Origin of the sequence: Catellatospora bangladeshensis, assembly GCF_016862575.1 — a bacterium.
Classification (GTDB): Bacteria; Actinomycetota; Actinomycetes; order Mycobacteriales; family Micromonosporaceae; genus Catellatospora; species Catellatospora bangladeshensis.
In genome coordinates, this window is sequence record NZ_BONF01000010.1 from 305,582 (window position 1) to 326,373 (window position 20,792).

The following is a 20,792-nucleotide window of genomic DNA, read 5'->3' on the forward strand; positions in this document are numbered from 1 at the left end:
GCGCGACCGCCGGATCTCAGTCGGGAAAGCGCCCGCCCGCGGTGCCGTACCCGACAGACCGGGCCGCGCCGCGGCGGCCCGGTCCGCCTGTGCTCAGCCCCGGTACTCGGCGATCTGCATGAGGTTGCCGCAGGTGTCGTCGAAGACGGCGGTGACCACCGGGCCCATCTCCGTCGGCGGCTGGGTGAACACGACGCCCAGCTTGGTGAGGCGCTCGTACTCGGCGTGCACGTCGGTGACCGCGAGGGAGTTGAACGGGATGCCGTCGGCTACCAGCGCCGCCTTGAACGGCTTGGCCGCCGGGTGGCCGTCCGGCTCCAGCACCAGCTCGACGCCGTCCGGGTCCTCGGGCGATACGACGGTGATCCAGCGGGCCTCGCCCATCGGGATGTCGTGCTTCGTCACGAAGCCGAGCACGTCGGTGTAGAAGGCCAGTGCCTTGTCCTGGTCGTCGACGAGGACGCTGGTCAGGGTGACTCTCATGGGTTCTCCTGTGGCTTGCGGAGCCACCGCTGGGCGATCTGCGCCAGCGGTGCGGTGTCCAGGGTGTGGAACTTGTAGCGGCCTTCGCGGCGGGTGCGCACCAGCCCCGCCTCCTCCAGCAGCTCGAGATGCTGCGAGATCGCCTGCCGGGAGGAGCTGATCTGATGCTGGGTGGCCAGCCGCGCGCAGATCTCGAACAGAGTCTGGTCGTCGCGCTCGGCCAGCCCGTCGAGAATGCGCCTGCGCGTAGGGTCGGCCAGCGCTTTGAAAACGTCGCCCACGTCAGCCACTATAGGCAAGTAACCACTTGCCTATCAAGCCGCCATCCCGGGGCTTATTCCGCGCTGCGGAAACGGACAGGCCGGCGGTCGCTCACCCCCGTCAGCGACCGCCGGCCTTCTACTGTCCGGGTGGACGCCGTCCCCCAACGGCATCTGTCCACCCATCCCCCTGTGCACTTCGCTCGGCGCCTCCTGACGGAATCTCTCCGCCCGGGCCGGCCCGCTGGGACCCCTGGGGCCTTCATCGAGCGTCGCGCCACTGCTGAACACGCTACGTCGGCCGACAGGGCCCCGTCCAGGGCAAACTCAAGATTTTTTCACTGAACGTAATCGAGACCTCTACGCTCCGCAGTCAGCGGGCAGGTTGTCCTCTCCGGCTGTGTACCGCACCACCGGCTGCTCAAACCTTGACGGACCAGTCCGTGTTCCCGGCCCGCCACTCCAGCCGCCCCAGGTTGACGAAACCGGCGTGGACCAGGCCGGCCACATGCCGGGGAGCCTGAGGCGATCTCGCAACGGTGTCCGAAGTGGCGGCCCGTAAGGTGATGCGCATGCCAGTCCCGCCCCTGACGCCGCCCCGGTGCGAGGCATGAGCCTGCTGCTCGAACCCCACCAGGCGCAGACCGCCCCGCCGCCCGCCCCGCCCGCGCCGTTCACCGCCTGGTGCCGCCGGGTCGCCGAGTCCCGCGCCTTCGAGATCGCGATCGTCGTCGCCATCGGCGCCAACGCCGTCCTGCTCGGCATCGAGACGTACCCGGACCTCGGCGCGGCCCGGCCCTGGCTGCAGGCCCTGGAGTGGATGTTCCGGGTCGTCTTCGTGGCCGAGATCGCGATCCGGCTGCTCAGCTACGGCAGGCGCCCGCAGGACTTCTTCCGGCACGGCTGGAACGTCTTCGACCTCGCGGTGATCGCGGCCGCGTTCGTGCCCGGCCTGCACGGCGACTCGGCCGTGCTGCGCGTGGTGCGGATCGCCCGGGTGGTGCGGCTGGTGCGCTTCTCGCCCGGCCTGCGCACCATCGTCAACGCGCTGCTGCGCAGCCTGCCCGGCGTCGGCGGCTTCCTCGCCCTGGCGATGGTCACCTTCTACGTGTACGGCATGGCGGGCTGGCTGATCTTCGCCGAGCACTACCCGGAGCAGTACGGCACCATCGGCCGGGCCGTGCTGACGCTGTTCGTGCTGCTGTCCCTGGAGACGCTGCCCGACCTCATCGAGCAGGGCCTGGCCCTGTCGCCGTGGACGCTGGTGTACTACGTCAGCTACGTGCTCATCACGGCGAACCTGCTGCTCAACATCCTGATGGCGGTCATCGTCAACTCGATGGAGGAGGCGCGGCGGCTGGACATGACCCGGGGACTGGCGCCCGACTTCGACTCCGACGGCGACGGCGAGCCGGACCACGTGGACCGGATCCTCATCACCCAGCGCCTCGACGACCTGCGGGCCGTCCTCGACGAGCTGGAGCGCGACCTGCGGATCGACCGGGACGCCCCGGCGAGCGCGCGCGACCACACCCGTACGCGGACCTAGCGGCGCCACGGCAGGGGCATGGCCGGGCGTCTATGCTGTGGCCACGATGGACACCACGCCGCAGCAGACCCGGGCCGACCTGGTCCGGCTCGTCGCCGCCGAGGCCGTGTCCAACATCGGCACCCGGATGACCTTCTTCGCCATCCCGTGGCTGGTGCTGGTCACCACCGGCGATCCGGTCAAGGTCGGCCTGGTGGCCGGGGCGGAGACGCTGACGTACGTGGTCAGCGGGGTGCTCGCCGCGCCGCTGCAGGACCGGATCGGCGCCCGGCGCACCTCCCTGTGGTCGGACGCGGGCAGCGTCGCGGTGATGGCCGCGGTCGCGCTCGCCGGGCGGCAGAGCTTCGCGCTGCTGCTGGTGCTGGTCGCGGTGCTGGGCGTGCTGCGCGCGCAGGGCGACCGGGCCAAGACGACGCTGCTGGTGCCGCTGATGGGCGCCACCGGCACCGACTACGCCCGGGTCGCCGCGGTGCGTGAGGGCGTGCTGCGCACCTCGACGCTGCTGGGCTCGTCGCTGGCCGGGGTCGCCGTGGTGGTGCTCGGGCCGATCGGCGGCATCTGGTTCGACGCGGCCACGTACGTCGTCGCGGTCGCGCTGACCGTCCCGACCCGCACGGCGGAGGCCGCCGCGCCGGAGACCCCGGCGGTGCCGTACTTCACCGCGCTGCGCGACGGGTTCACCTGGTTCCGGCGCAACCGGCTGATGCGCGCGGTGACCGGCATGCTGTTCTTCACCAACCTGTTCAACCAGGCCGCGGCCGTGGTGTTCGTGCCCCTGTGGGTGTACGCCAACATGGACGACCCGGCCGCGCTCGGCGCCGTCGCGACCGCGTACGCCGTCGGCCTGATCGCCGGGAACGCGCTGGTGGCCTGGCTGTCCCCGGTCCTGCCGCGGTATCCGATGCTGGTGGCCGGCTACCTCATCGGCGGCGTGCCGCGTTTCCTGGTGCTGGCGCTGTCCGACGACCTGCTCGTGATCGTCGCCGTGACGGTGGTGGGCGGGGTGGCCATGTCGTCGCTCAACCCGACCGTCGGCGCGATGATCTACCAGCGGACGCCGAAGGAAATGCTGGCCCGGATGGGCGGCATCATCACCGCGGTGGCGTTCGGCGGGGTGCCGCTCGGCGGGCTGCTCGCCGGATACCTGGTGCGGTTCTTCGGGCTGACCGACGCGATCCTCGTGGCGACCGGGCTCTACTTCGCGGTGACGCTGACCCCGGTGATCGGGCACCGGCTGTGGCGCGAACTCGACGACACCGCGCCCGCCCCGCCCAAACCGGGCGACGGCAGGCCGCTGCCCGCGCTGTACGGCCTGGCCGGGGCGGTCACCGGGCCACGGGTCAGCCTGCGGTACGCCGACGGCGGCTGGACCCTGCACGCCCGGCACGGCCTGCGCCGCCTGGCACGGCAGCGGCCGGTCGCACCCGGTGCCGCGGTCGGCGCGCTGACCCGGCTGGACGTGCCGCCGCTGCACGCGGCGCTGCGCGAGACCGTCACGCACGAGCGCGCCAGGGTCGCCGACCGGACCCGCACGGTGCGCACCCGAGTCGTCCACCTGGAACGCCGCCTGGCCGAACTCACCAGCGCCCTGGAACGCGGTTAGATAGGCGACGGCCGCTGGACACGGTCCGGCGAGCGCACCGAAGATGTTCAACATGACCGATGTGACATGGGATTCGCCCGTCCGCGCCAGACCGTCACATCTGGTGGAACTGCCGCTCAGCCCGCTGCAGGCCCGCTGGTGGTTCCTGTGCACCAGCTATCCCGGCGGCATGTCGCCGCTGGTGGACCTCGTGCACCGGCTGCGCGGACCGCTGGACGCCGGCGCCTGGGCGCGCGCGGTCGACGCGGTGGTGAACCGGCACGAGATCCTGCGCACCCTGTTCGCCTCCCGGCCCGGCGGTCCCGTTCAGCTCGTCGGCCCGCCCGACGGCATCCGCATGGAGGTCATCGACCTGCGGGACCTGCCCGCCGGCCGGCGCGAGGAGCGGGCCCGCGAGCTGCTCGACGAGCGCCGCCGCCTGACCCTGGATCTGGAGACCGGGCCGCTGGTGCACACGTCGCTGCTGCGGCTGGCCGACGACGACCACGTGTGGCGGATGACGATCCACCACATCCTGGCCGACGGCGCCTCGCTGGCCGTCATCGACCGCGAGCTGACCGCGCTCTACCCCGTGCTGGCCGCGGGCCGCGAACCCGACCTGCCCGCCCCGGCCGTGCAGTACGGCGACTACGCGGTGTGGCAGGCGCACGCCGACACCGAGCAGGCCGATGAGGATCGCGCCTACTGGCGCGAGCAGCTCGCCGGGCTGGTGCCGCTGGAGCTGGTCGAGGCGCTGCCCCGGCCCGCCGCCAAGGGCGCGCCCGCCGCCGAGGTCACCCGGACGCTGGACGCGGAGCTGACCCGGCGGATCGAGGAGCTGGCCCGTGGCGCGCGCGGCACCCGGTTCATGGTGCTGCTCGCGGCCCTGCACGTGCTGCTGGCGCAGGCGAGCGGGCAGGACGGCTTCGCGATCGGCATCCCGGTGGCCGGGGCCGGGCGGGCCCGTCCCGAGCTGGCCGGGATCGTCGGCCTGTTCAACAACGCGCTGGCGCTGCGCGGCGACCTGTCCGGCGATCCGCCGTTCGGCGAGCTGCTGGCCCGCACCCGGGAGACGGTGCTCGACGCGCTGGACCACCAGGAGCTGCCCTGGGGCCAGGTGGTCGCGCTGCTCGACGAACCCGCCGACCCCGGCCGGGCGCAGGGTTTCCAGGCCATGTTCCTGCACGACGAGGTCGAGCCGGCGGCCCGCCTGGTCCTGCCCGGCCTGCGGGTGGAGGGCTTCCCGCTGGGCATCCCCCGCGTGCTGCACGACCTGATGGTGTACGCCGGGCCGAGCCCCGAGGGCCTGTCCCTGAAGTTCGTCTACGACACCGGAGTGCTGGCCGAACCCACCGTGACCGCCCTGGCCGCCACCTACGAGCACCTGCTGCGCACCGCCGTCGAGGACCCCGGCCTCCGCCTGTCCGAGCTGGGCAAGCAGCGCTGACCTCGGGATCGAGGCTCCCGCCAGGCCTGCCTGGCCGCAGGCGGGAGCCTCGATCAGCGGTGGATCAGGGACGGTCGGCGGGCAGGCGCTGCTCGATGGTCTTGGCCATCGCGGACAGGGTCGGCGCGTCGAAGATCTGGCGCATCGAGAGCCGGACCCCGTAGGCCGCCCGGACTTGGGCGACGAGCTGCACGGCCGTCAGCGACGTGCCGCCCACGGCGAAGAAGTCGTCGTCAGGCCCGAGGTGCTCGATGCCGAGCAGCGCCGTCCATACGGCCGCCAGCCCTACGGCCGGGCCCGGCGAGGTTGCCTGCCCGGCGAGCTGATCCGGCGGGGCCTCGTGCCTGGCGACCTGGGCGGCCGCAGCGCCTTCCGCCGAGTTGCCGGTCGCCGCAGCGGCCGCCACGGGCGGATCGGGGTCGATCCAGTGCCGGCTCCGCTCGTAGGGGTAGCCGGGCAGCGGCACCCGGCGGCCCGTGCCGCCGACGGTGACCGGCAGGCCCTGCACCCACAGCCGCCCGGCGGCGGTGTAGCAGGTCGTGACGGCGTCGGCGGGTTCACCGGCGGCGGGCAGGCTGTGCAGCGGCGCGGGTGAGCCCTTGGGCAACTGCATCTGCGCCAGCCCGGCCAGCTGCCGCCCCGGCCCGCACTCCAGGAACTGGGTCGCGCCACCGGCCAGCGCCACCGCGACCGCAGGTCCGAACAGGACCGGCTCACCCAGCAGCCCGGCCCAGTGAGCCGGATCGGTCGCGTCGGACGGGGTCACCGGCTGCCCGGTGCGGCAGGACAGGTAGGGCTGCGCCGGGGCGGACGGGTGGGCCGCCGCCACCGCCACCGCCAGCTCGTCCAGCATGGCGGCGGTGACGGCGCCGCGCTCGGGCAGGTCCGCGCGCAGCCGCCGGGCCTGGATCGGGCGTCCCGTCGCCGGATCGGTGAGCGGCTGCGCGAACACCTCGGCCGGCGCGGTGACGACGCTGCTCGCCGGGCCGTTGACCGCCACGACCGCCGCCTCCGGCGGCAGCAGCCCGGCCAGCGTCGCCGCGCTCGCCGACACGGTGAATGCGGGAGTCGTCGGCAGTCTCTCCTGCAGCCGCCCGTGCAGCTCGACCAGGCGCAGCGCGGCAGGCAGGGTGAACACCCCGGCCAGGGTCGCGGCGGCGTACTCGCCGGTGCCGTGGCCGAGCATGGTGGCCGGGCGCAGGCCCCACGAGCGCCAGAGCAGCGCCGTGGCGTAGCCGAGCGCGAACGAGCCCGGCAGTGGGTCGGCGAGCAGGTCCGGCACGGTCCGGCCCAGCGCGGCCGCGCAGCGGTCGACCGCCTCGGCGAACACCGGCTCGGCGGGGTGAAGGCCGGGATCCACGGGTGGGACGGCCTGGTCGCCGAAGAGCAGCACGACCCGGGGCACGGTGACCGTGGCCGGGGCCGTGAGCAGCCGCTGCGGGGTACGCAGCGCGGTCACCGCGTCTGCCGCGCCGGTCGCGACGACCGCGGCGCGGTGCGGGTGCTCGGCGCGACCGGCCCGAAGAGTGAACGCGACGTCCGCCAGGTCCGGTGCGCCGGCGGCCGCAAGGTGGTCGGCGAGCCGTGCCACAGCCGCGTCCCGGGCCGCGGCGGATCGGGCCGAGAGCACCAGCAACTGTGCGCGCGGTGTGCATCCCAGGGGTTGCGGAGGCAACTTCTGGGATGCCTCCCGCGGCACGCCTGACATGGCGCCGGGCGGTTGCGCCACGGCGCCGTCCCGGGGCGCGTCGTCGTGCCGGGCGGGTGGCTGTTGGAGGACGACGTGCGCGTTGGTGCCGCCGATGCCGAACGAGCTGACCGCGGCGCGGCGCGGCGCGTCCCCGGCGTCCCAGGTCGCGAGGGTGGCGTTGACGTAGAACGGGCTCGCCGTGAAGTCGATCGCCGGGTTGGGCGCGGTGTAGCCCAGGCTGGCCGGGATCAGGCCGTGTTCCAGGGCGAGCGCGGTCTTGATGAGCCCGACGACGCCCGCGCCCTGGCTCAGGTGGCCGATGTTCGACTTGACCGAGCCGATGGCGCACCACTGCCGATCAGCGCGACCACGCCCGTACACACTGGTCAGGGCCTCGACCTCGATGGGGTCGCCGAGCGCGCTGCCGGTGGCCGACGCCTCGACGTAGGTGACCGTACGCGGGTCGACGCCTGCCGTGGCCAGCGCGTTCGCGATCACGGCGGCCTGGCCCGCGACCCCGGAGGCGGTGAAGCCGACCTTGGCGGCGCCGTCGTTGTTGACCGCGTTGCCGAGCACCACCGCGTGCACGTGATCGCCGTCGGCGAGCGCGTCGCCGAGCCGTTTGAGCAGCACCACTCCCCCGCCGCTGCCCGCGACGACGCCGGTGGCGGCCGCGTCGAAGGGACGGCAGCGGCCGTCGGCGGAGTCGGCGGCGCCCTCGCGGTGCAGGTAGCCGTGGTCGGCGGGCAGCTCGATGCTGACGCCCCCGGCCAGCGCCATGTCGCACTCGCCTGCGCGCAGCGCCTCCGCGGCCGTGTGCACCGCGACCAGCGACGTCGAGCAGGCCGTGTACACCCCGACACTGGGGCCGCGCAGGTTCAGGTGGTACGAGACCAGGGTGGTGAACGTGTCGGCGTGGTTGCCGTTGCCGATCGTGGTGTGGTCGGTGACCGCCATGATCGCCCGGTTGGCGTGGATGTGCCGCCACCGGTAGTTCTCCATGCCGCGCCCGCCGTACACGCCGATGTCGCCCGGGTGGCGGGCCGGGTCCCAGCCCGCGTGCTCCAGCGCGGCGTGGCACAGCTCCAGGAACAGCCGGTGCTGCGGATCGGCCAGCGCCGCCTCGCGCGGCGTCATGCCGAACAGCCCCGCGTCGAAGTCCTCCAGGCCGTCGAGCAGGTACGCCACCGGCACGTAGTCCGGGTCGTCGGCCTGCTCCGCCGGGACGCCCGCGCGCAGCAGGCGCTCCCGGCTCAGCTCGGTGCGCGCGTCGCGCCCGGCGACCAGGTTCTCCCAGAACCGGCCGAGGTCGGGCGCGCCCGGCACCCGGCAGGCCATTCCGATGATCGCGATCGGCTCGACGCCGTCGTCCGGCTCGTTCACAGTTCCTCCCCTGCCACGCCGGGCCGCTGCCGGGTCCGGGCACGCCGTGCCGCCCCCCGGCGCAGGGCCAGCTCCACCGCGTCGTCCGTGCCGTCGGCGCCCTGCCCGGCACCGTCGAGGTGGGCGGCCAGCGCCCGCACCGTCGGATACCGGAACAGGTCGACCACGCGAAGCTTCCGGCCCAGCAGCCGGTTGAGCCGCTGCTGCACGGTCGCCATCGCCAGCGAGCCGCCGCCGGAGTCGAAGAAGTTGTCGGTGACCCCGACCGCGTCCCGGCCCAGCACCTCGCACCAGACCGCGGCCACCGCCCGCTCCGTCGCCGTCTCGGGCGGCCGGCTGACCACCGCCTCCGCCTTGACCGGCCGGACCCGGGCCCTGGGCGTCGCCGCCCGCGCGCCCCGGATCGGCTCCCGCACCAGCTCCGCCGCGGACAGCTCGCCGTCGGCCGTGCCGCGGACGATGACCTCGCGCAGCGCGTCCAGGAACCCGTCCATCGTGGACCGGTCGTACAGGTCGCTGTTGTAGACGACCTCCAGGCGCATGCGCCCGTCGCGCTCGACGCCGTACAGCGTCAGGTCGAACGCGGAGCCGGGGGCGGGCACCGGCACCGGCTCGGCGGTCAGCCCGGCCAGCTCCAGCCGGGGCGCGGCGAAGTTGAAGACGTTGAACAGCACCTGGACCAGCGGGCTGCGCACGGTCTGGCCGCCCAGCCCGAACGCCTGCACGATGCGCTCCAGCGGCGCCTCCGGGTGCGCCAGCGCCGCGATCAGCTCGTCCCGCGCGGCGCGTACGTGCTCGGCGAAGCCGCGCCCCGGCTCGGCACGCAGCCGCAGCGGCATGATGTCGATGAAGAACCCGACCATGTCCTCGAAGTCGGGGTGGCGGCGGTCCACCGCGGGCGTGCCGACGACCAGCTCGTCCTGCCCGGCCCGGCCCGCCAGCACCAGCCCGAACGCGGCCAGCAGCACGGCCGACGGGGTCGCGCCCAGGCTCCGCGCGAAGCGGTGCAGGCCGGCGGTGGCGGGCTCGTCGAGCCAGCAGCCCGCATAGCCGCCCGCGTAGGTCTGCTCGGCCGGGCGGGGCCGGTCGCCGGGCACCTCCAGCACGGTCGGCACGCCGTCCAGGTGGGACGTCCACCAGTCCAGGTCGCCGTCCGCACGCCGGGTGCGCCGCTCGTCGCGCCAGGCGACGTAGTCGGCGTAGGTCGCGGGCAATGGCGGCAGCGCGGCCGGGTCGGCGTACGCGACGGCGAGGTCGGCGTACAGCAGGGACTGGGACCAGCCGTCGAACACCGCGTGGTGGGCGGTGATCGCCAGCACGTGCTCGTCCGGGCCGAGCCGGAACAGGCGCACCCGCCACAGCGCGTCGGCGGCCAGCCGGAACCGGCGCCCGGCCTCGGCGGACAGCGCCCCGGCCAGCTCCTGTTCACGCTGCTCGGCAGGCAGGCCGCTGAGGTCGGTCACCAGCAGCGGCACCGGGGCGGCCGGGTCCAGCACCGCGTACGGCACCCCGTCCGTGTCCGGGATGCGCCAGCGCAGCATCTCCTGCCGGGCGGCGACGGCGGTCAGCGCGGCGCGCAGCGCCTCGGTGTCCAGCGGCCCGCGCAGCCGTTCGGCCAGCACGATGTTGTACGCCGCCGCCGCCTCCGGCGAGTAGCGCTCCAGGAACCACAGCCGCTGCTGCGACGGCGACAGCGCGGGCGGTCGGCCGCGCACCGGCTGCTCGCCGTCCAGCGCCGCGGCGGCCGCGGCCCGCTCGGCGATCACCCGCAGCGTGCGCCCGTGCAGCACGTCCTCGACCGCGACATCCCGGCCCAGCCTGGCCCGCAGCGCCGCGACCAGCCGCATCGCGGTGATCGAGTGGCCGCCGGTGTCGAAGAAGTCGTCGCCGCGCCCGACCCGGGCCAGCCCGAGCAGCTCGGCCCACGCCTCGGCGACCTCGCGCTCCACATCCCCGGCGGGCTCCTCGTACGGCCCCTCGCCGCCCGGCGCGGCATGGTCGGCGAGCAGCCGGTCGAGGTCGACCTTGCCGCTGGGCAGCAGCGGCAGCTCGGGCACCGGCACGACCCGGGCCGGCACCATCGCCGCACCGAGCCGCGCCGCGCAGTGCTCGCGCACCGACTCCGGCGAGGCGCTCCCGGTCACGAACGCGAGCAGCTGCGTACCGGCCGGTCCGGCGGACGCGGCGACGGCGGCGTGCCCGATCTCGGGATGCCGCCGCAGCACCGCCTCGACCTCGCCGATCTCCACCCGCTGGCCGCGGATCTTCACCTGGCGGTCGACCCGCCCGAGGAACTCCAGCTCGCCGTCCGGCCCCCAGCGCACCAGGTCGCCGGTGCGGTAGAGGCGGGCGCCGGGCAGCCCGGAGAACGGGTCCGGAACGAACCGCTCGTCGGTCAGCTCGGGCGCCCCCAGGTAGCCCCGGGCCAGCCCCGCCCCACCGGCCAGCAGCTCGCCCGCCTCGCCCGGGGCGACCTGGCGCAGCTGCTCGTCGACGACGTACACCCGGTGGTTGAACGCCGGGCGGCCGATGGGCAGCGGGCGGTCCCAGACCCCCGCCGCCTCGAACCAGGTGACCAGCACGGTCGTCTCGGTCGGCCCGAACAGGTTGAGGAAGCGGCCGCCGCCGGCCGTCCAGCGGGCGGCCTGTTCCGGGCCGGGCGCCTCGCTGCCGGTCAGCACCACCCGCAGCTCGGGCAGCGCGGCCGGGTCGAGCACCGGCAGCAGCGCCGGGGGCAGGAACGCGATCGTGACCCCGTGCTCGGCGCAGAACCGCTGCAGCCGGACCGGATCGGCCCGGTCCGCCGTCCCGGCCAGCGCGATCGTGCCGCCCGCCGCCAGCGGCGCGAGCAGGTCGATCACCGAGGCGTCGAACCCGATCGAGGCGAACCCCAGCATCACGCTCCGCGCGCCGAGCCCCGCGATCGCGGCCAGGCTGCTGACGAACTCCGTCAGCGCCTCGTGCGTGATCATCACGCCCTTGGGACGGCCCGTCGAGCCGGATGTGAACATCACGTACGCGAGATCCTCGGCCGTGGCCGGGCACCCGCCCGGGTCGGCGGCCGTGTCCGGCAGGGACAGCAGCTCCAGGCCGGAGTCGGCGAGCAGCCGCGCGCCGACGTCGTCGCAGACCACGGTACGCAAGCCCGCCTCGGCGGCGATCTCGCGCAGCCGCGCGGGCGGCAGCGCCGGGTCCAGCGGCACGTACCCGGCACCGGCGCGCAGCACGCCGAGCAGCGCGGTGACCAGCGGCGGACGCCGGTCGGCGCATACGCCGATCAGGGGCTGCGGGGCGGCCGCGCGCAGCCGTGCCGCGAGCGCTCCGGCGGACGCGTGCAGCTCGCCGTAGGTCAGCGTGGCGTCCCACTGGCGGACCGCGACGGCGTCCGGGAACGCGCGGGCCCGGTCGGCGACCAGGTCGGGGAACCGCCGGTCGGGATAGGGCAGCACATCGCCCTGGGTCATCGGTCTCTCCTGGTCATCGGGCGGTTGCGGGGTCGCGTACGGTCATCCGCAGCTCGCTGAGGTAGCGCCGGCCCGCGCCGTCGGGCACCCACGCCTGCTCCGGCGCGGGCAGCAGCTCCGAGACGGTCAGCGGCACGTCCGGGCCGCCGTCGCGTGCCGCGGCGCGCACGAGCGCCACGAACGCGGCCACGTACGCCGGGCCGGTGAAGTCCACATAGCACGGCTTGATCTCCGTGCCCACCTTGACGAACACCCGCTCGGGCAGGCCCAGCCGCTCCCGCCAGCGGCGGATCGCCAGGTAGCGCTCCGCCTCGCCGGACCGGGGCGCGTCCACGCCGCAGTCGCCGACCGTGGTGCGCCACGTCTCCCGCTGCACCACCAGCCTGCCCACGGCGACGCGCGGGGTGTACGGGCGCGCGTCCACCAGCTTGCACGCGTTGACCGACCGCGCCGACAGGAACGAGCCGAACAGCTCCACCAGCGGCCACGCGCGCCCGTCCGGGGCCTGCCCGACCAGCTCACCGTCCACGACGGACACGGTCACGGCAGCCGTGGGCAGCACCTGCGCGCCGGGCGGCACCGGTGCCGGGGTGTACGCCAGCCGTACGTCGTCCGGCCCGTTGAGGGTGAACGCCATCCGCGCCGTGAACTCGGGGAAGTCCTGCGGATACAGCGGTACGACCCGGTCGCCCAGGTCCCGGTGCACCGCGGCTCGCAACGCCCCCGGCTCCGGGTGGAACCGGGTGAAGATGCCGTTGTCGCAGGTGAGCCAGGCCACGTGCAGCTCGCCGAGCACCGCCGTGAACTCCCCCGCCGCGAGCTCCGCCACGCTCCCCGCGCTCAGGTGCAGGTCCGGGCTGTGCAGCCGGGCCGCCCGCCATCCCGGCGCCGCCGCGGGGAACTCCCGCGCGACGGCATCGGTGACCTCGGCCGGGTCCAGGCCGATCCGCCCGCCGTCGCCACCGGCCCGGCCGTCCAGCCGGAGCACGCGGGACCAGCGTGCGGAGAAGTCGTCGATCACGTCGGCGACCGGCCCCGCGCCGAAGATCACGCCGAGCGCGGCGTCCCAGATGTCGCCGAGCGGCACCGCGCCGCCGCCTGCTTCGGCGTGCAGCTCCCGCAGTGCGGACTCGAACGCGGCGGCCATCGCGGCGGTCAGCCAGCGTGCGGCCGTGAGCAGCGGGACCAGGGTCTCGGCGAGCAGGTCGAGCACCGGCCCGCCGAGCGTCACGTCGAGATCCCGGACGGTCTCCTCGTAGGCCAGGCCGCGCCCGACGTACGTGGCTCCGGGCCGGTGCACCGCCTCACCGCCGGTGATCGCGGCGAACTCGTCGCGCAGATGGAGCGTCGCAGCGCGGACCGCGTCGGCGTCCCCCGCCGCGCGGGCCAGCCCGTCGCGGGCCGCGAGCAGCCGGGACAACCCGGATAGCGCCTCGTCCCGCAGCTCCGGCTCGCCCAGGGCGGCCAGGCTGTGCAGCAGCACGTCCTCGGCGGCGATGGTCAGCGGCAGGTCGATTCCCCGCCGGACCAGACCCTGCTCGGCCAGCTGCGCCAACGCCAGCAACGCGTCGGCCTCCTTGCGGAACCCGGCACGCGGGTCGGCCAGCACCGCGGCAGCCACCTCCCGTGCCGTCCGCCCGTCGCACGCGCCGAGCAGCGCCGCCGTCGCCGGAGCGAGCCGTTGCGGGGACAGGCCGGGCTGGAGCAGGTCGTCGCCGTCCAGCGCCAGGTCGGGGCGCCGGGACACCGGCAGCCACGGGTGGTAGCGAGTGTCTTCGGCGAGCCGTTCGGCGTACGCGGCGAGCGCCCGCCATTCCAGGTCCACCTCCCGCGCCCGGGTAAGCGCGGGTCCGGCGTGCACCGTGGCGGCCGGGCCGCCGTCGGACAGCGCCGCCCAGCAGACGGGGCCGAAGAAGCCGATGGTGTCGTTCTTGGCGCAGTAGCGCTGCCAGTAGCGGGTGATCACGATCTCGCGCTGCCGGTGCCGCGAGTTGCGGGCCGTGTCCGGGCCGGTGCGGGCGAGCCCGTCCAGGGCCTCCACCGAGTGCAGGCTCTGCCAGGTCACCGCCTCGCGGAACAGCGGATCGGCGGCGATCGCGGCGAGCTGCCCGCTCGACCGGGCCGTGGCGGCCGTGAACGCCGCCTCGAACCCGGCGCGGTCCAGGTCACCGGCGAGGAACGCGTCGGCATGCTTGGCGCAGTCGGGCGCGGCCAGCAGGTCCAGGCCGGACGCGGCGAACCCGGGGGCGCGCAGCACCGCGGATCGCCATACGTGCCAGCCGGTCTCGCCCAGCGGCACCAGCGCCTCCGGCTCAGCCACGGCGACCTGCCACCGGCTCGATCCAGTGCCGCCGCCGCTGGAACGGATACCCCGGCAGCGGCACCTTTCGCCCGCTGCCGGCGGGCACGTCCCCGCCGCTCAGCCAGGTCTCCCGCAGCCGCCGGACCTCCTCGGGCGCACCGTCCGGGACCGTACCCGGCCCGCCCGCCGCGACCTCGGCCAGCCCTGCTCGGGCCTCCGTCTCGTCCCGGCACAGCACGGCGGCGCGGTGCGGCAGGCGGCGGCGTCCGACGGCCAGGGTGTACGCCACGTCGGCCAGGCCGCGCGGCGCGGCGTCCCCGCCGTCGGTCCCGGTGCCCGGTCCCGCGCTCGGCGTGCGCTGCGAGCCGGTGGCCAGCGTCTCGGCCAGCCGCCCCGCGAGCTGCGGCAACGCCTGGGAATCGCCCGCGCTCAGCGGCAGCAGCAGCCAGCGCTCGCGGTCCCCGGCGGTGGGTTGCGCCGTAGTCCACGACTCAGGAGTTGTGCTCACCACTCCTGAGTCGTGGACCGCCGAAGACGGTGCCTGCTGGACGAGCACGTGGGCGTTCGTGCCGCCGAGGCCGAACGAGCTGACCCCGGCCCGGCGCGGCCCGACCCACGATCGCGCGGCGGTCTCGACGGTGAAGGGGGTCGCCGCCAGGTCGACGTCGGGGTGCGGCTGTTTGAAGTGGAGGGTCGGCGGGATGACCCCGTCCCGCACGGCCAGGGTCGCCTTGATCAGGCCGATCACCCCGGCGGCGGCGTCGAGGTTGCCGAGGCCGCCCTTCGCCGAGCCGAGCACGCAGTAGCCCGACCGGCTCGTGGACGCACGATACGCCCTGGTCAGCGCCTCTATCTCGATCGCATCGCCGAGCGCCGTGCCGCTGCCGTGGCCCTCCACGAAGCCCACGTCGGCGGCGTCCCAGCCCGCCGCGGCCAGGGCCTCGGCCACCACGGCCGCCTGCCCCGCCACACCGGGCACGGTGAACCCGCCCCGGGCGGCCCCGTCGTTGCCGACCGCCCAGCCCGCGAGCACGCCGTACACGTGGTCGCCGTCGGCGATCGCGTCGGCCAGTCGTTTGAGCACCACCGCGCCGCCGCCGTTGCCGAACACCTGGCCGGTCGCGTCGGCGTCGTACGGGCGGCACACGCCGTCGGACGACCAGGTGCCGCCGGGCCGGTGCCGGTAGCCGCGCTGCACGGTCGAGGCGACGGCAGCGCCGCCCGCGATCGCCACGTCACAGCGGTAGTCGAGCAGGCTCTGCGCCGCCTGGCACACCGCCACCAGCGACGACGAGCACGCCGTCTGCACCGCGACGGCCGGGCCGGTCAGGCCCAGCGCGTACGCGACGCGGGTGGGCAGGTAGTCGCAGCTGCCACCGGCAAGCGCGTCGTCCCAGTCGTCGGGCAGCGGCCCGGCCGCTCCCACGGCGGGGTTGCCGAGCAGGTGGTGGCGCAGGTAGCGGTCGGCGCCGCAGCCCGCGAAGACGCCGATCTGCGCCTGCGCGCGGGACGGGTCGAGCGCCGCGTCCTCCAGGGCCCACCAGGCCAGCTCCAGGAAGATCCGGTGCTGCGGGTCGAGCAGCGCCGCCTCGGCGCCGATGTACCCGAACAGGTTGGCGTCGAAGTCCTCCAGCCCGTCCAGGTGACCGAACGCGGGCACGAACGTGCCGTCGTCCGTGGGCAGACCGGCCTCGGCCAGCTCGTCCGGGGTGAACCGGCGGATCGCGTCCACCCCGTCGCACAGGTTGCGCCACAGCGTCGCGGTGTCGGATGCGCCGGGCACCCGGCAGGCCATGCCGACCACGGCGATCAGGTCGTCGTCGCTCACGAGCGCGCCTCCACGGGCACGGCGGCGCGCTGGCGGGCCTCGCGGCGCCGCCGCATCCGGTCGGCGGCCCGGTCCGGCGCGGCCTCCGCGGCGGGCGGCCCCGCCCGCAGGAACGCGGCCAGCCCGGCCACCGTCGGATGCTCGACCAGCCGCAGCAGCGGGATTCGCTGCCCCAGGACGTCCGCGAGCCGCTCCTGCACCAGCGCCATCAGCAGCGAATGCCCGCCCAGCTCGAAGAACGAGGTCTCCCGCGGCACGGACTCGACGCCGAGCGCCGTGCACCACACCGCCGCGATCCGCTCCTCCAGCACGTCGGAGACGGGCGAGGGCACACCGCCGGCGGTGGGCGGCTCGGGCAGCGCCCGCACGTCCAGCTTGCCGGTCGGCCCCATCGGCAGCGCGCCGACGAGGACGACGGCCCGGGGCAGCATGTAGTCGGGCAGCAGCCGGGCCAGGGCGGTGCGCAGCCCGGCGGGATCCACGGACGCGCCGCGCGCCGGGACGGCGTACGCGATGATCTCCTTGGTGCGCGGGCCGGAGCCCTCGCCGGTGTCCCGGGCCACGACGGCGGCGTGGCCCACCCCGGGCAGCGCGGCCAGGCGCGACTCGACCTCGCCCAGCTCCACCCGGTAGCCGCGGATCTTCACCATGCGGTCGGCGCGGCCCAGGAAGACCAGCCGCCCGTCCGGCAGCCGCCGCGCGATGTCGCCGGTCCGGTACGCCCGCACCCCTTCGAACTCCCCGAAGCGCGTCGCGGTCAGCTCCGGCAGCCCGTGGTACCCGAGCGCGACGTGCGCACACCGGACCACCACCTCGCCGGTGTCCTCCGCGCGCCTGCCGTCCGCGCCGACCAGCACCACCTCGATGCCGTCGAGCTGCCACCCCACCGGCACCACCGCGTGGTCCAGCTCCGTGTCCGGTCCGATGTGGTGCTGCGCCGCGAAGCTGATCTCCGTGGTGCCGTACCCGTTCACGAAGACGGCGTCCGGCGCGAAGTGCCGCCGGGCCAGCTCGACGTCGTGCCGGGTGACCTCCTCGCCGCCCAGCAGGACCGCGCGCACCGCGGGCAGCCGCCCGTCCGGCCCGAGGCTCGCCAGCAGGTAGCGGTACACGGTCGGGGTGGAGTGGTAGACCGTCACCCGGTGCCGGGCCAGGGTCCGCGCCAGGTGCGCCAGGCCGTGGGTACGGATGTCGGACGGCACCGCCGCCGCGCCCGACAGCACCGCGCTGAACATGTCGGTCACCGCCATGTCGTACCCGAACGAGGTGAGCACGCTGGTGCGGTCGCCGGGGCGCAGCGCGAAGTTGCGCACGTGGTTGGCCACGCCGAACAGCACGTTGCGGTGGCTCTGCACCACGCCCTTCGGCTCCCCGGTCGAGCCGGAGGTGTAGAGCAGGTACGCCGGGTCCTCCGGCGCCGCGGCGCTCGCCAGCCCGACGACCACCTCGTGCAGGTCCGGGTCCGGCGCCGGCGGGCCGATGTGGACCATGGCCAGGCCGGGCCGCCCCGCCGCCGTGGCCAGCTCACGCGCCCACGCGGCGTGCGCGGCGTCGACCAGCAGCACGTCCGGATCGCTGTCGGCCAGGATGTGGGCCAGCCGCTCGGCCGGGAAGCTCGGCTCCAGCGGCACGTACGCGCGCCCGCTGACCAGCACGGCGAGCAGCCCCGTGATCGTGGTCGCGCCGTGCCGGCACAGCAGCGCGGCTCGCCCGCCGCCCGTCCCGGCGTCGCCGACGGCGTCGCGGATGGCGGCCGCGGTCGCCGCCACGGCCGAGCCGAGCTGCCGGTACGTCAGCTCGGCGTCGTCGGCGAGCACCGCGGACCGCTCCGGGTGGCGCGCCACCTGCGCGGCGAACGCGGTGCAGAGGGTGTCGGCCGCGACCGTCCAGCCCAGCGGCTCCGTACGCGGGCCGCCGTGCAGCGCGGCGAGATCGACCGTCATCTGCCGCCGCCGAGCACCGCCGCCGCGATCTCCTCCACGGTGGACACCTCCGCGTCCGGCTCGCACACGGTGTAGTCGTCGCCCCGGTAGCAGCCGGATCCGTGCACGACCAGCTCCTGCCCGGTCGGCACCAGGCCCCGGTCGATCGCGTTGAGCACGCCGGTCAGCGCCATCACGATGGACCACTCGCGCAGGTCCGCCGGGTCGGCGGGCAGCTCGCACGGCGTGCCGCGCAGCCGCTCCCGCAGCACCGGGTAGCGCTCCAGGCACTCGCGCCGCGACACCGTGACGCCGTCGCCGCCGTACCGTCCGATCAGGTCGTTCATCGCCGGGGAGGTCACCGGGCGGTGGGTGTAGAACGTGGGGTCGAGCACCTCGTCCGGGTCGTCGGTGACGGCCGGGAAGTGCGGGTCGGCGTCCTGGCGCCACACCCCGGCGGCGTCGCGCCGGTACGCCGGCAGCCGGTCCCGCGAGAACGTGCCGTGCCGCAGGCTGAGCACCATGTCGGGGGTGCCCAGGTGCTGCACCAGCAGGAAGCCGGGACGCGGCGAGCCGTCGGCGCGGCCGGAGTCCTCCAGCACGTCACGGCCGAGGTTGTAACCGAGCAGCCCGAACGCGCTGGACACGGCGTGCGCGTGCCAGCGCGGCGCGGCGGCGGTGGCCGGGGCGGCGTCCAGCTCGAACGCGGCCCGCGCCGCGTCGGCGACCAGGTAGTTGGGCAGCGCCAGCGAGAACCACAGCGCGGTGCCGTGCTTGTCGTACGCCTCCCGCGCGTACGCGTCCACGAAGGCCCGGCCCAGCGCCTTGACCCCCTCCGGCTCGTCGCCGGTGAAGCGCAGCAGCGGGTTAAGCGCCCGCAGCGCCGGGTCGGCGGCCAGCGGGTCGTGGCGGAACTTGTGCCGCGTCGAGCCGGGCGCGAGCACGACCACCCGCAGCTGGCCGGGGGTGACCAGGCCCGCGGCGACGGCCCGGCCGACCGCGTCGCGCAGCGCGATGCCCTTGTTGGCCGAGGTGGGGGTGAAGATGCAGACGCGCTCGCCGGTGCGCCGGATGTGCTCCACCGCCCGCGCCACGATCAGCATGGACGGGAACGTCTTGGTGGTGTGCGTGCCGGGGTTGCCGGTCAGGTCCATGAACCGCAGCTCGTGACCGCCGTACGCGCCCAGCTCGCGCCAGGTGGCGGTGGCCACGGCGAAGAACTGCCGCACGTCGCCGGACAGCTCCGGCAGGTCGAAGCCGGGCGCGAAGCCCGGGGTGCCGGCGGGGTCGCCGGGTCCCGCGCCGAGCCGGGCGACGGCGGACGAGATCACGTCGTAGTAGTCGACGATGAGGTTCCGGGTGACCGGAGCGGTGGCTGTGGTGAGCACCGGTGCTCCTTCTGGGGTTCGGTGGAAGGGGTGAGTCAGACGGCGGCCGGGCTCGTGGCCCGCAGCCGCCGGCGCAGGGCGCGCAGGCGGTCGTGCACCTCGTCGTATGCGGCGGCGTCCCAGCCCTGCGCGAACTCCGGCAGGTGCGGCGCCAGGACCGCGGCGGCCTGCGGCAGGTGCCGCACCCGCCCGTCGGCGATCTCGATGCCGTCCCGGCGCCCGGCGTGGTGGTTCCACGCGACCGCCTCCGGCAGGGTCAGGCCCGGCAGGTCCGGGGCGAGCGCCCCGCCGGACACGCGCACCGGGTAGCCGCCGGGCAGTCCCAGCGGCCCCGGCACGCTGGTGTGGAACTCCGCCCCGGACAGCAGGTCGGTCAGCAGCCGCGCGGCGGCGTGCCCGGCCAGCGCGTTCAGGTCGGCGCGCGGCAGGGCGCGGTAGGGCGCCAGCAGCTCGGTCACGCCGGGCACCGGCACGCCGTCGCACCAGGCCAGCACCTCGCCGTCCGGTCCGTCCGGGGCGTCGAGCTGGGCGTGGTGCCCGAGCACGGCCAGCCGCCGCTGGTCGGGCAGCCCGAGCGCCGCCTGCAGGCACGCGGCCAGGGTGGCCACGTTGCCGATCCCGCACAGGACCGGCAGGCCCAGCGCGGCCAGCAGCGGGTTCACCGCGTCCGGGAAGCAGCCGTTGACCAGCCTGGTCTGCGGGCACTCCGCGGCGACCGCCCGCGCCAGCCGCACCGCGAGCACCGCCTGCAACGGCAGCGTCACCCCGAACCCGGCCTGCCCGAGCAGGTGCGTCCAGGCCGAGGGCTGGAGCGCCTTCTCGTACGGCGAGTGCGCGGACGCGCAGCACACCAGCAGGTCCGGTTTCAGCCGGGCGGGGGCGGCGAGGTCGTCGCCGAGCGCCTGCCCGGTGAAAGTGACGGTGGTGCCGGCCACGGCGGCCCGCACCCGGCAGTCGCGGACGATGGCGTCCACGGCCGCGGCGTTGCGGGCCGACACGGTGACCTGGAGCGGGGCCGCGCCGGGCGGGGTAAGCACCGCCAGCGAGCGGCAGATCGCGGCGGCCAGGCTGCCGCTGCCGACGACGGCGACGTGGTGCGGGCTGGTCATGGTTCAGACGGCGGGATCGCTGTGCACCGCGGCGATGCGGTTGGCCTCGTCGACGAAGACCACCTTCGGCTTGCAGTCGCGGGCCTCGTCGTCGGACATGACGGCGTACGCCGCGATGATGACCAGGTCACCGGGGTTGACCAGGTGTGCGGCGGCGCCGTTGATGCACACCACGCCGCTGCCGCGCTCGCCCTCGATGACGTAGGTCTCCAGGCGCGCGCCGTTGGTGACGTCGAGGACGTGGATCAGCTCGCCGGGCAGCAGGTCGGCGGCGTCCATCAGGTCGGGGTCCAGGGTCAGCGAGCCCACGTAGTGCAGCTCGGCCTGGGTGACGGTGGCACGGTGAACCTTGGACTTGAGCATTGTGCGGAACATGTGGAGCAGA

At 75.1% G+C, this 20,792-nt stretch carries 13 protein-coding genes; 3 read left to right on the top strand and 10 right to left on the bottom strand.

From position 1 onward, the window contains the following. Positions 1–93 precede the first annotated feature (93 nt). The gene (locus Cba03nite_RS10530) at positions 94–483 is read right to left on the bottom strand and encodes a VOC family protein (RefSeq protein WP_203744670.1); all 390 of its coding nucleotides are present in this window, start codon (positions 481–483) and stop codon (positions 94–96) included. Next, positions 480–773: an ArsR/SmtB family transcription factor gene (locus Cba03nite_RS10535; protein ID WP_239125619.1), complete on the bottom strand. Its 294-nt coding sequence runs from the start codon at positions 771–773 to the stop codon at positions 480–482. The genes Cba03nite_RS10530 and Cba03nite_RS10535 overlap by 4 nt, the downstream gene beginning before the upstream one ends. A 580-nt stretch (positions 774–1,353) precedes the next feature. On the opposite strand from Cba03nite_RS10535, the gene Cba03nite_RS10540 reads away from it, so the two are divergent. The 3 genes from Cba03nite_RS10540 to Cba03nite_RS10550 are packed head-to-tail and all read left to right on the top strand — an operon-like array spanning position 1,354 to position 5,321. Continuing rightward, positions 1,354–2,292 (top strand): ion transporter, encoded by a 939-nt coding sequence (locus Cba03nite_RS10540; RefSeq protein ID WP_203744671.1) that lies wholly within the window; start codon positions 1,354–1,356, stop codon positions 2,290–2,292. Between the two features lie 46 nt (positions 2,293–2,338). After that, positions 2,339–3,895, top strand: coding sequence for an MFS transporter (locus Cba03nite_RS10545; protein ID WP_203744673.1), 1,557 nt, complete (start codon positions 2,339–2,341; stop codon positions 3,893–3,895). 52 nt (positions 3,896–3,947) lie between these two features. Continuing rightward, on the top strand, positions 3,948–5,321 hold the full coding sequence (locus Cba03nite_RS10550; protein ID WP_203744675.1) for a condensation domain-containing protein: 1,374 nt from the start codon (positions 3,948–3,950) through the stop codon (positions 5,319–5,321). 64 nt (positions 5,322–5,385) lie between these two features. Here the strand turns inward: Cba03nite_RS10550 and Cba03nite_RS10555 are convergent, their stop codons facing one another. The 8 genes from Cba03nite_RS10555 to panD are packed head-to-tail and all read right to left on the bottom strand — an operon-like array spanning position 5,386 to position 20,782. After that, positions 5,386–8,394, bottom strand: coding sequence for a type I polyketide synthase (locus tag Cba03nite_RS10555; RefSeq protein ID WP_203744677.1), 3,009 nt, complete (start codon positions 8,392–8,394; stop codon positions 5,386–5,388). Then, complete coding sequence (locus tag Cba03nite_RS10560) at positions 8,391–11,858, bottom strand: non-ribosomal peptide synthetase (protein WP_203744679.1); 3,468 nt, start codon at positions 11,856–11,858, stop codon at positions 8,391–8,393. The genes Cba03nite_RS10555 and Cba03nite_RS10560 overlap by 4 nt, the downstream gene beginning before the upstream one ends. Before the next feature lie 13 nt (positions 11,859–11,871). Next, a complete protein-coding gene (locus Cba03nite_RS10565) occupies positions 11,872–14,178 on the bottom strand; it encodes a lantibiotic dehydratase (protein ID WP_239125620.1) in 2,307 nt (768 codons plus the stop codon). Beyond that, on the bottom strand, positions 14,171–15,988 hold the full coding sequence (locus Cba03nite_RS10570; RefSeq protein WP_203744681.1) for a beta-ketoacyl synthase N-terminal-like domain-containing protein: 1,818 nt from the start codon (positions 15,986–15,988) through the stop codon (positions 14,171–14,173). Before Cba03nite_RS10570 ends, Cba03nite_RS10565 begins: the two co-directional genes overlap by 8 nt. Next, complete coding sequence (locus Cba03nite_RS10575; RefSeq protein ID WP_203744683.1) at positions 15,985–17,931, bottom strand: non-ribosomal peptide synthetase; 1,947 nt, start codon at positions 17,929–17,931, stop codon at positions 15,985–15,987. The genes Cba03nite_RS10570 and Cba03nite_RS10575 overlap by 4 nt, the downstream gene beginning before the upstream one ends. Further along, positions 17,928–19,298: a DUF6002 family protein gene (locus Cba03nite_RS10580; protein WP_203744685.1), complete on the bottom strand. Its 1,371-nt coding sequence runs from the start codon at positions 19,296–19,298 to the stop codon at positions 17,928–17,930. Before Cba03nite_RS10580 ends, Cba03nite_RS10575 begins: the two co-directional genes overlap by 4 nt. 35 nt (positions 19,299–19,333) lie before the next feature. After that, positions 19,334–20,407: a potassium transporter TrkA gene (locus Cba03nite_RS10585; protein WP_203744687.1), complete on the bottom strand. Its 1,074-nt coding sequence runs from the start codon at positions 20,405–20,407 to the stop codon at positions 19,334–19,336. A 3-nt stretch (positions 20,408–20,410) separates the two neighbouring features. Further along, on the bottom strand, positions 20,411–20,782 hold the full coding sequence (gene panD / locus Cba03nite_RS10590; protein WP_203744689.1) for an aspartate 1-decarboxylase: 372 nt from the start codon (positions 20,780–20,782) through the stop codon (positions 20,411–20,413). Positions 20,783–20,792 lie beyond the last annotated feature (10 nt).

What these genes read in the sequence shown, in the direction of transcription:
- Cba03nite_RS10530 (WP_203744670.1), bottom strand. Translation starts at nt 483, where the DNA reads ATGAGAGTCACCCTGACCAGCGTCCTCGTCGACGACCAGGACAAGGCA.
- Cba03nite_RS10540 (WP_203744671.1), top strand. Translation starts at nt 1,354, where the DNA reads ATGAGCCTGCTGCTCGAACCCCACCAGGCGCAGACCGCCCCGCCGCCC.
- Cba03nite_RS10545 (WP_203744673.1), top strand. Translation starts at nt 2,339, where the DNA reads ATGGACACCACGCCGCAGCAGACCCGGGCCGACCTGGTCCGGCTCGTC.
- Cba03nite_RS10550 (WP_203744675.1), top strand. Translation starts at nt 3,948, where the DNA reads ATGACCGATGTGACATGGGATTCGCCCGTCCGCGCCAGACCGTCACAT.
- Cba03nite_RS10560 (WP_203744679.1), bottom strand. Translation starts at nt 11,858, where the DNA reads ATGACCCAGGGCGATGTGCTGCCCTATCCCGACCGGCGGTTCCCCGAC.
- Cba03nite_RS10575 (WP_203744683.1), bottom strand. Translation starts at nt 17,931, where the DNA reads ATGACGGTCGATCTCGCCGCGCTGCACGGCGGCCCGCGTACGGAGCCG.
- Cba03nite_RS10585 (WP_203744687.1), bottom strand. Translation starts at nt 20,407, where the DNA reads ATGACCAGCCCGCACCACGTCGCCGTCGTCGGCAGCGGCAGCCTGGCC.
- panD (WP_203744689.1), bottom strand. Translation starts at nt 20,782, where the DNA reads ATGTTCCGCACAATGCTCAAGTCCAAGGTTCACCGTGCCACCGTCACC.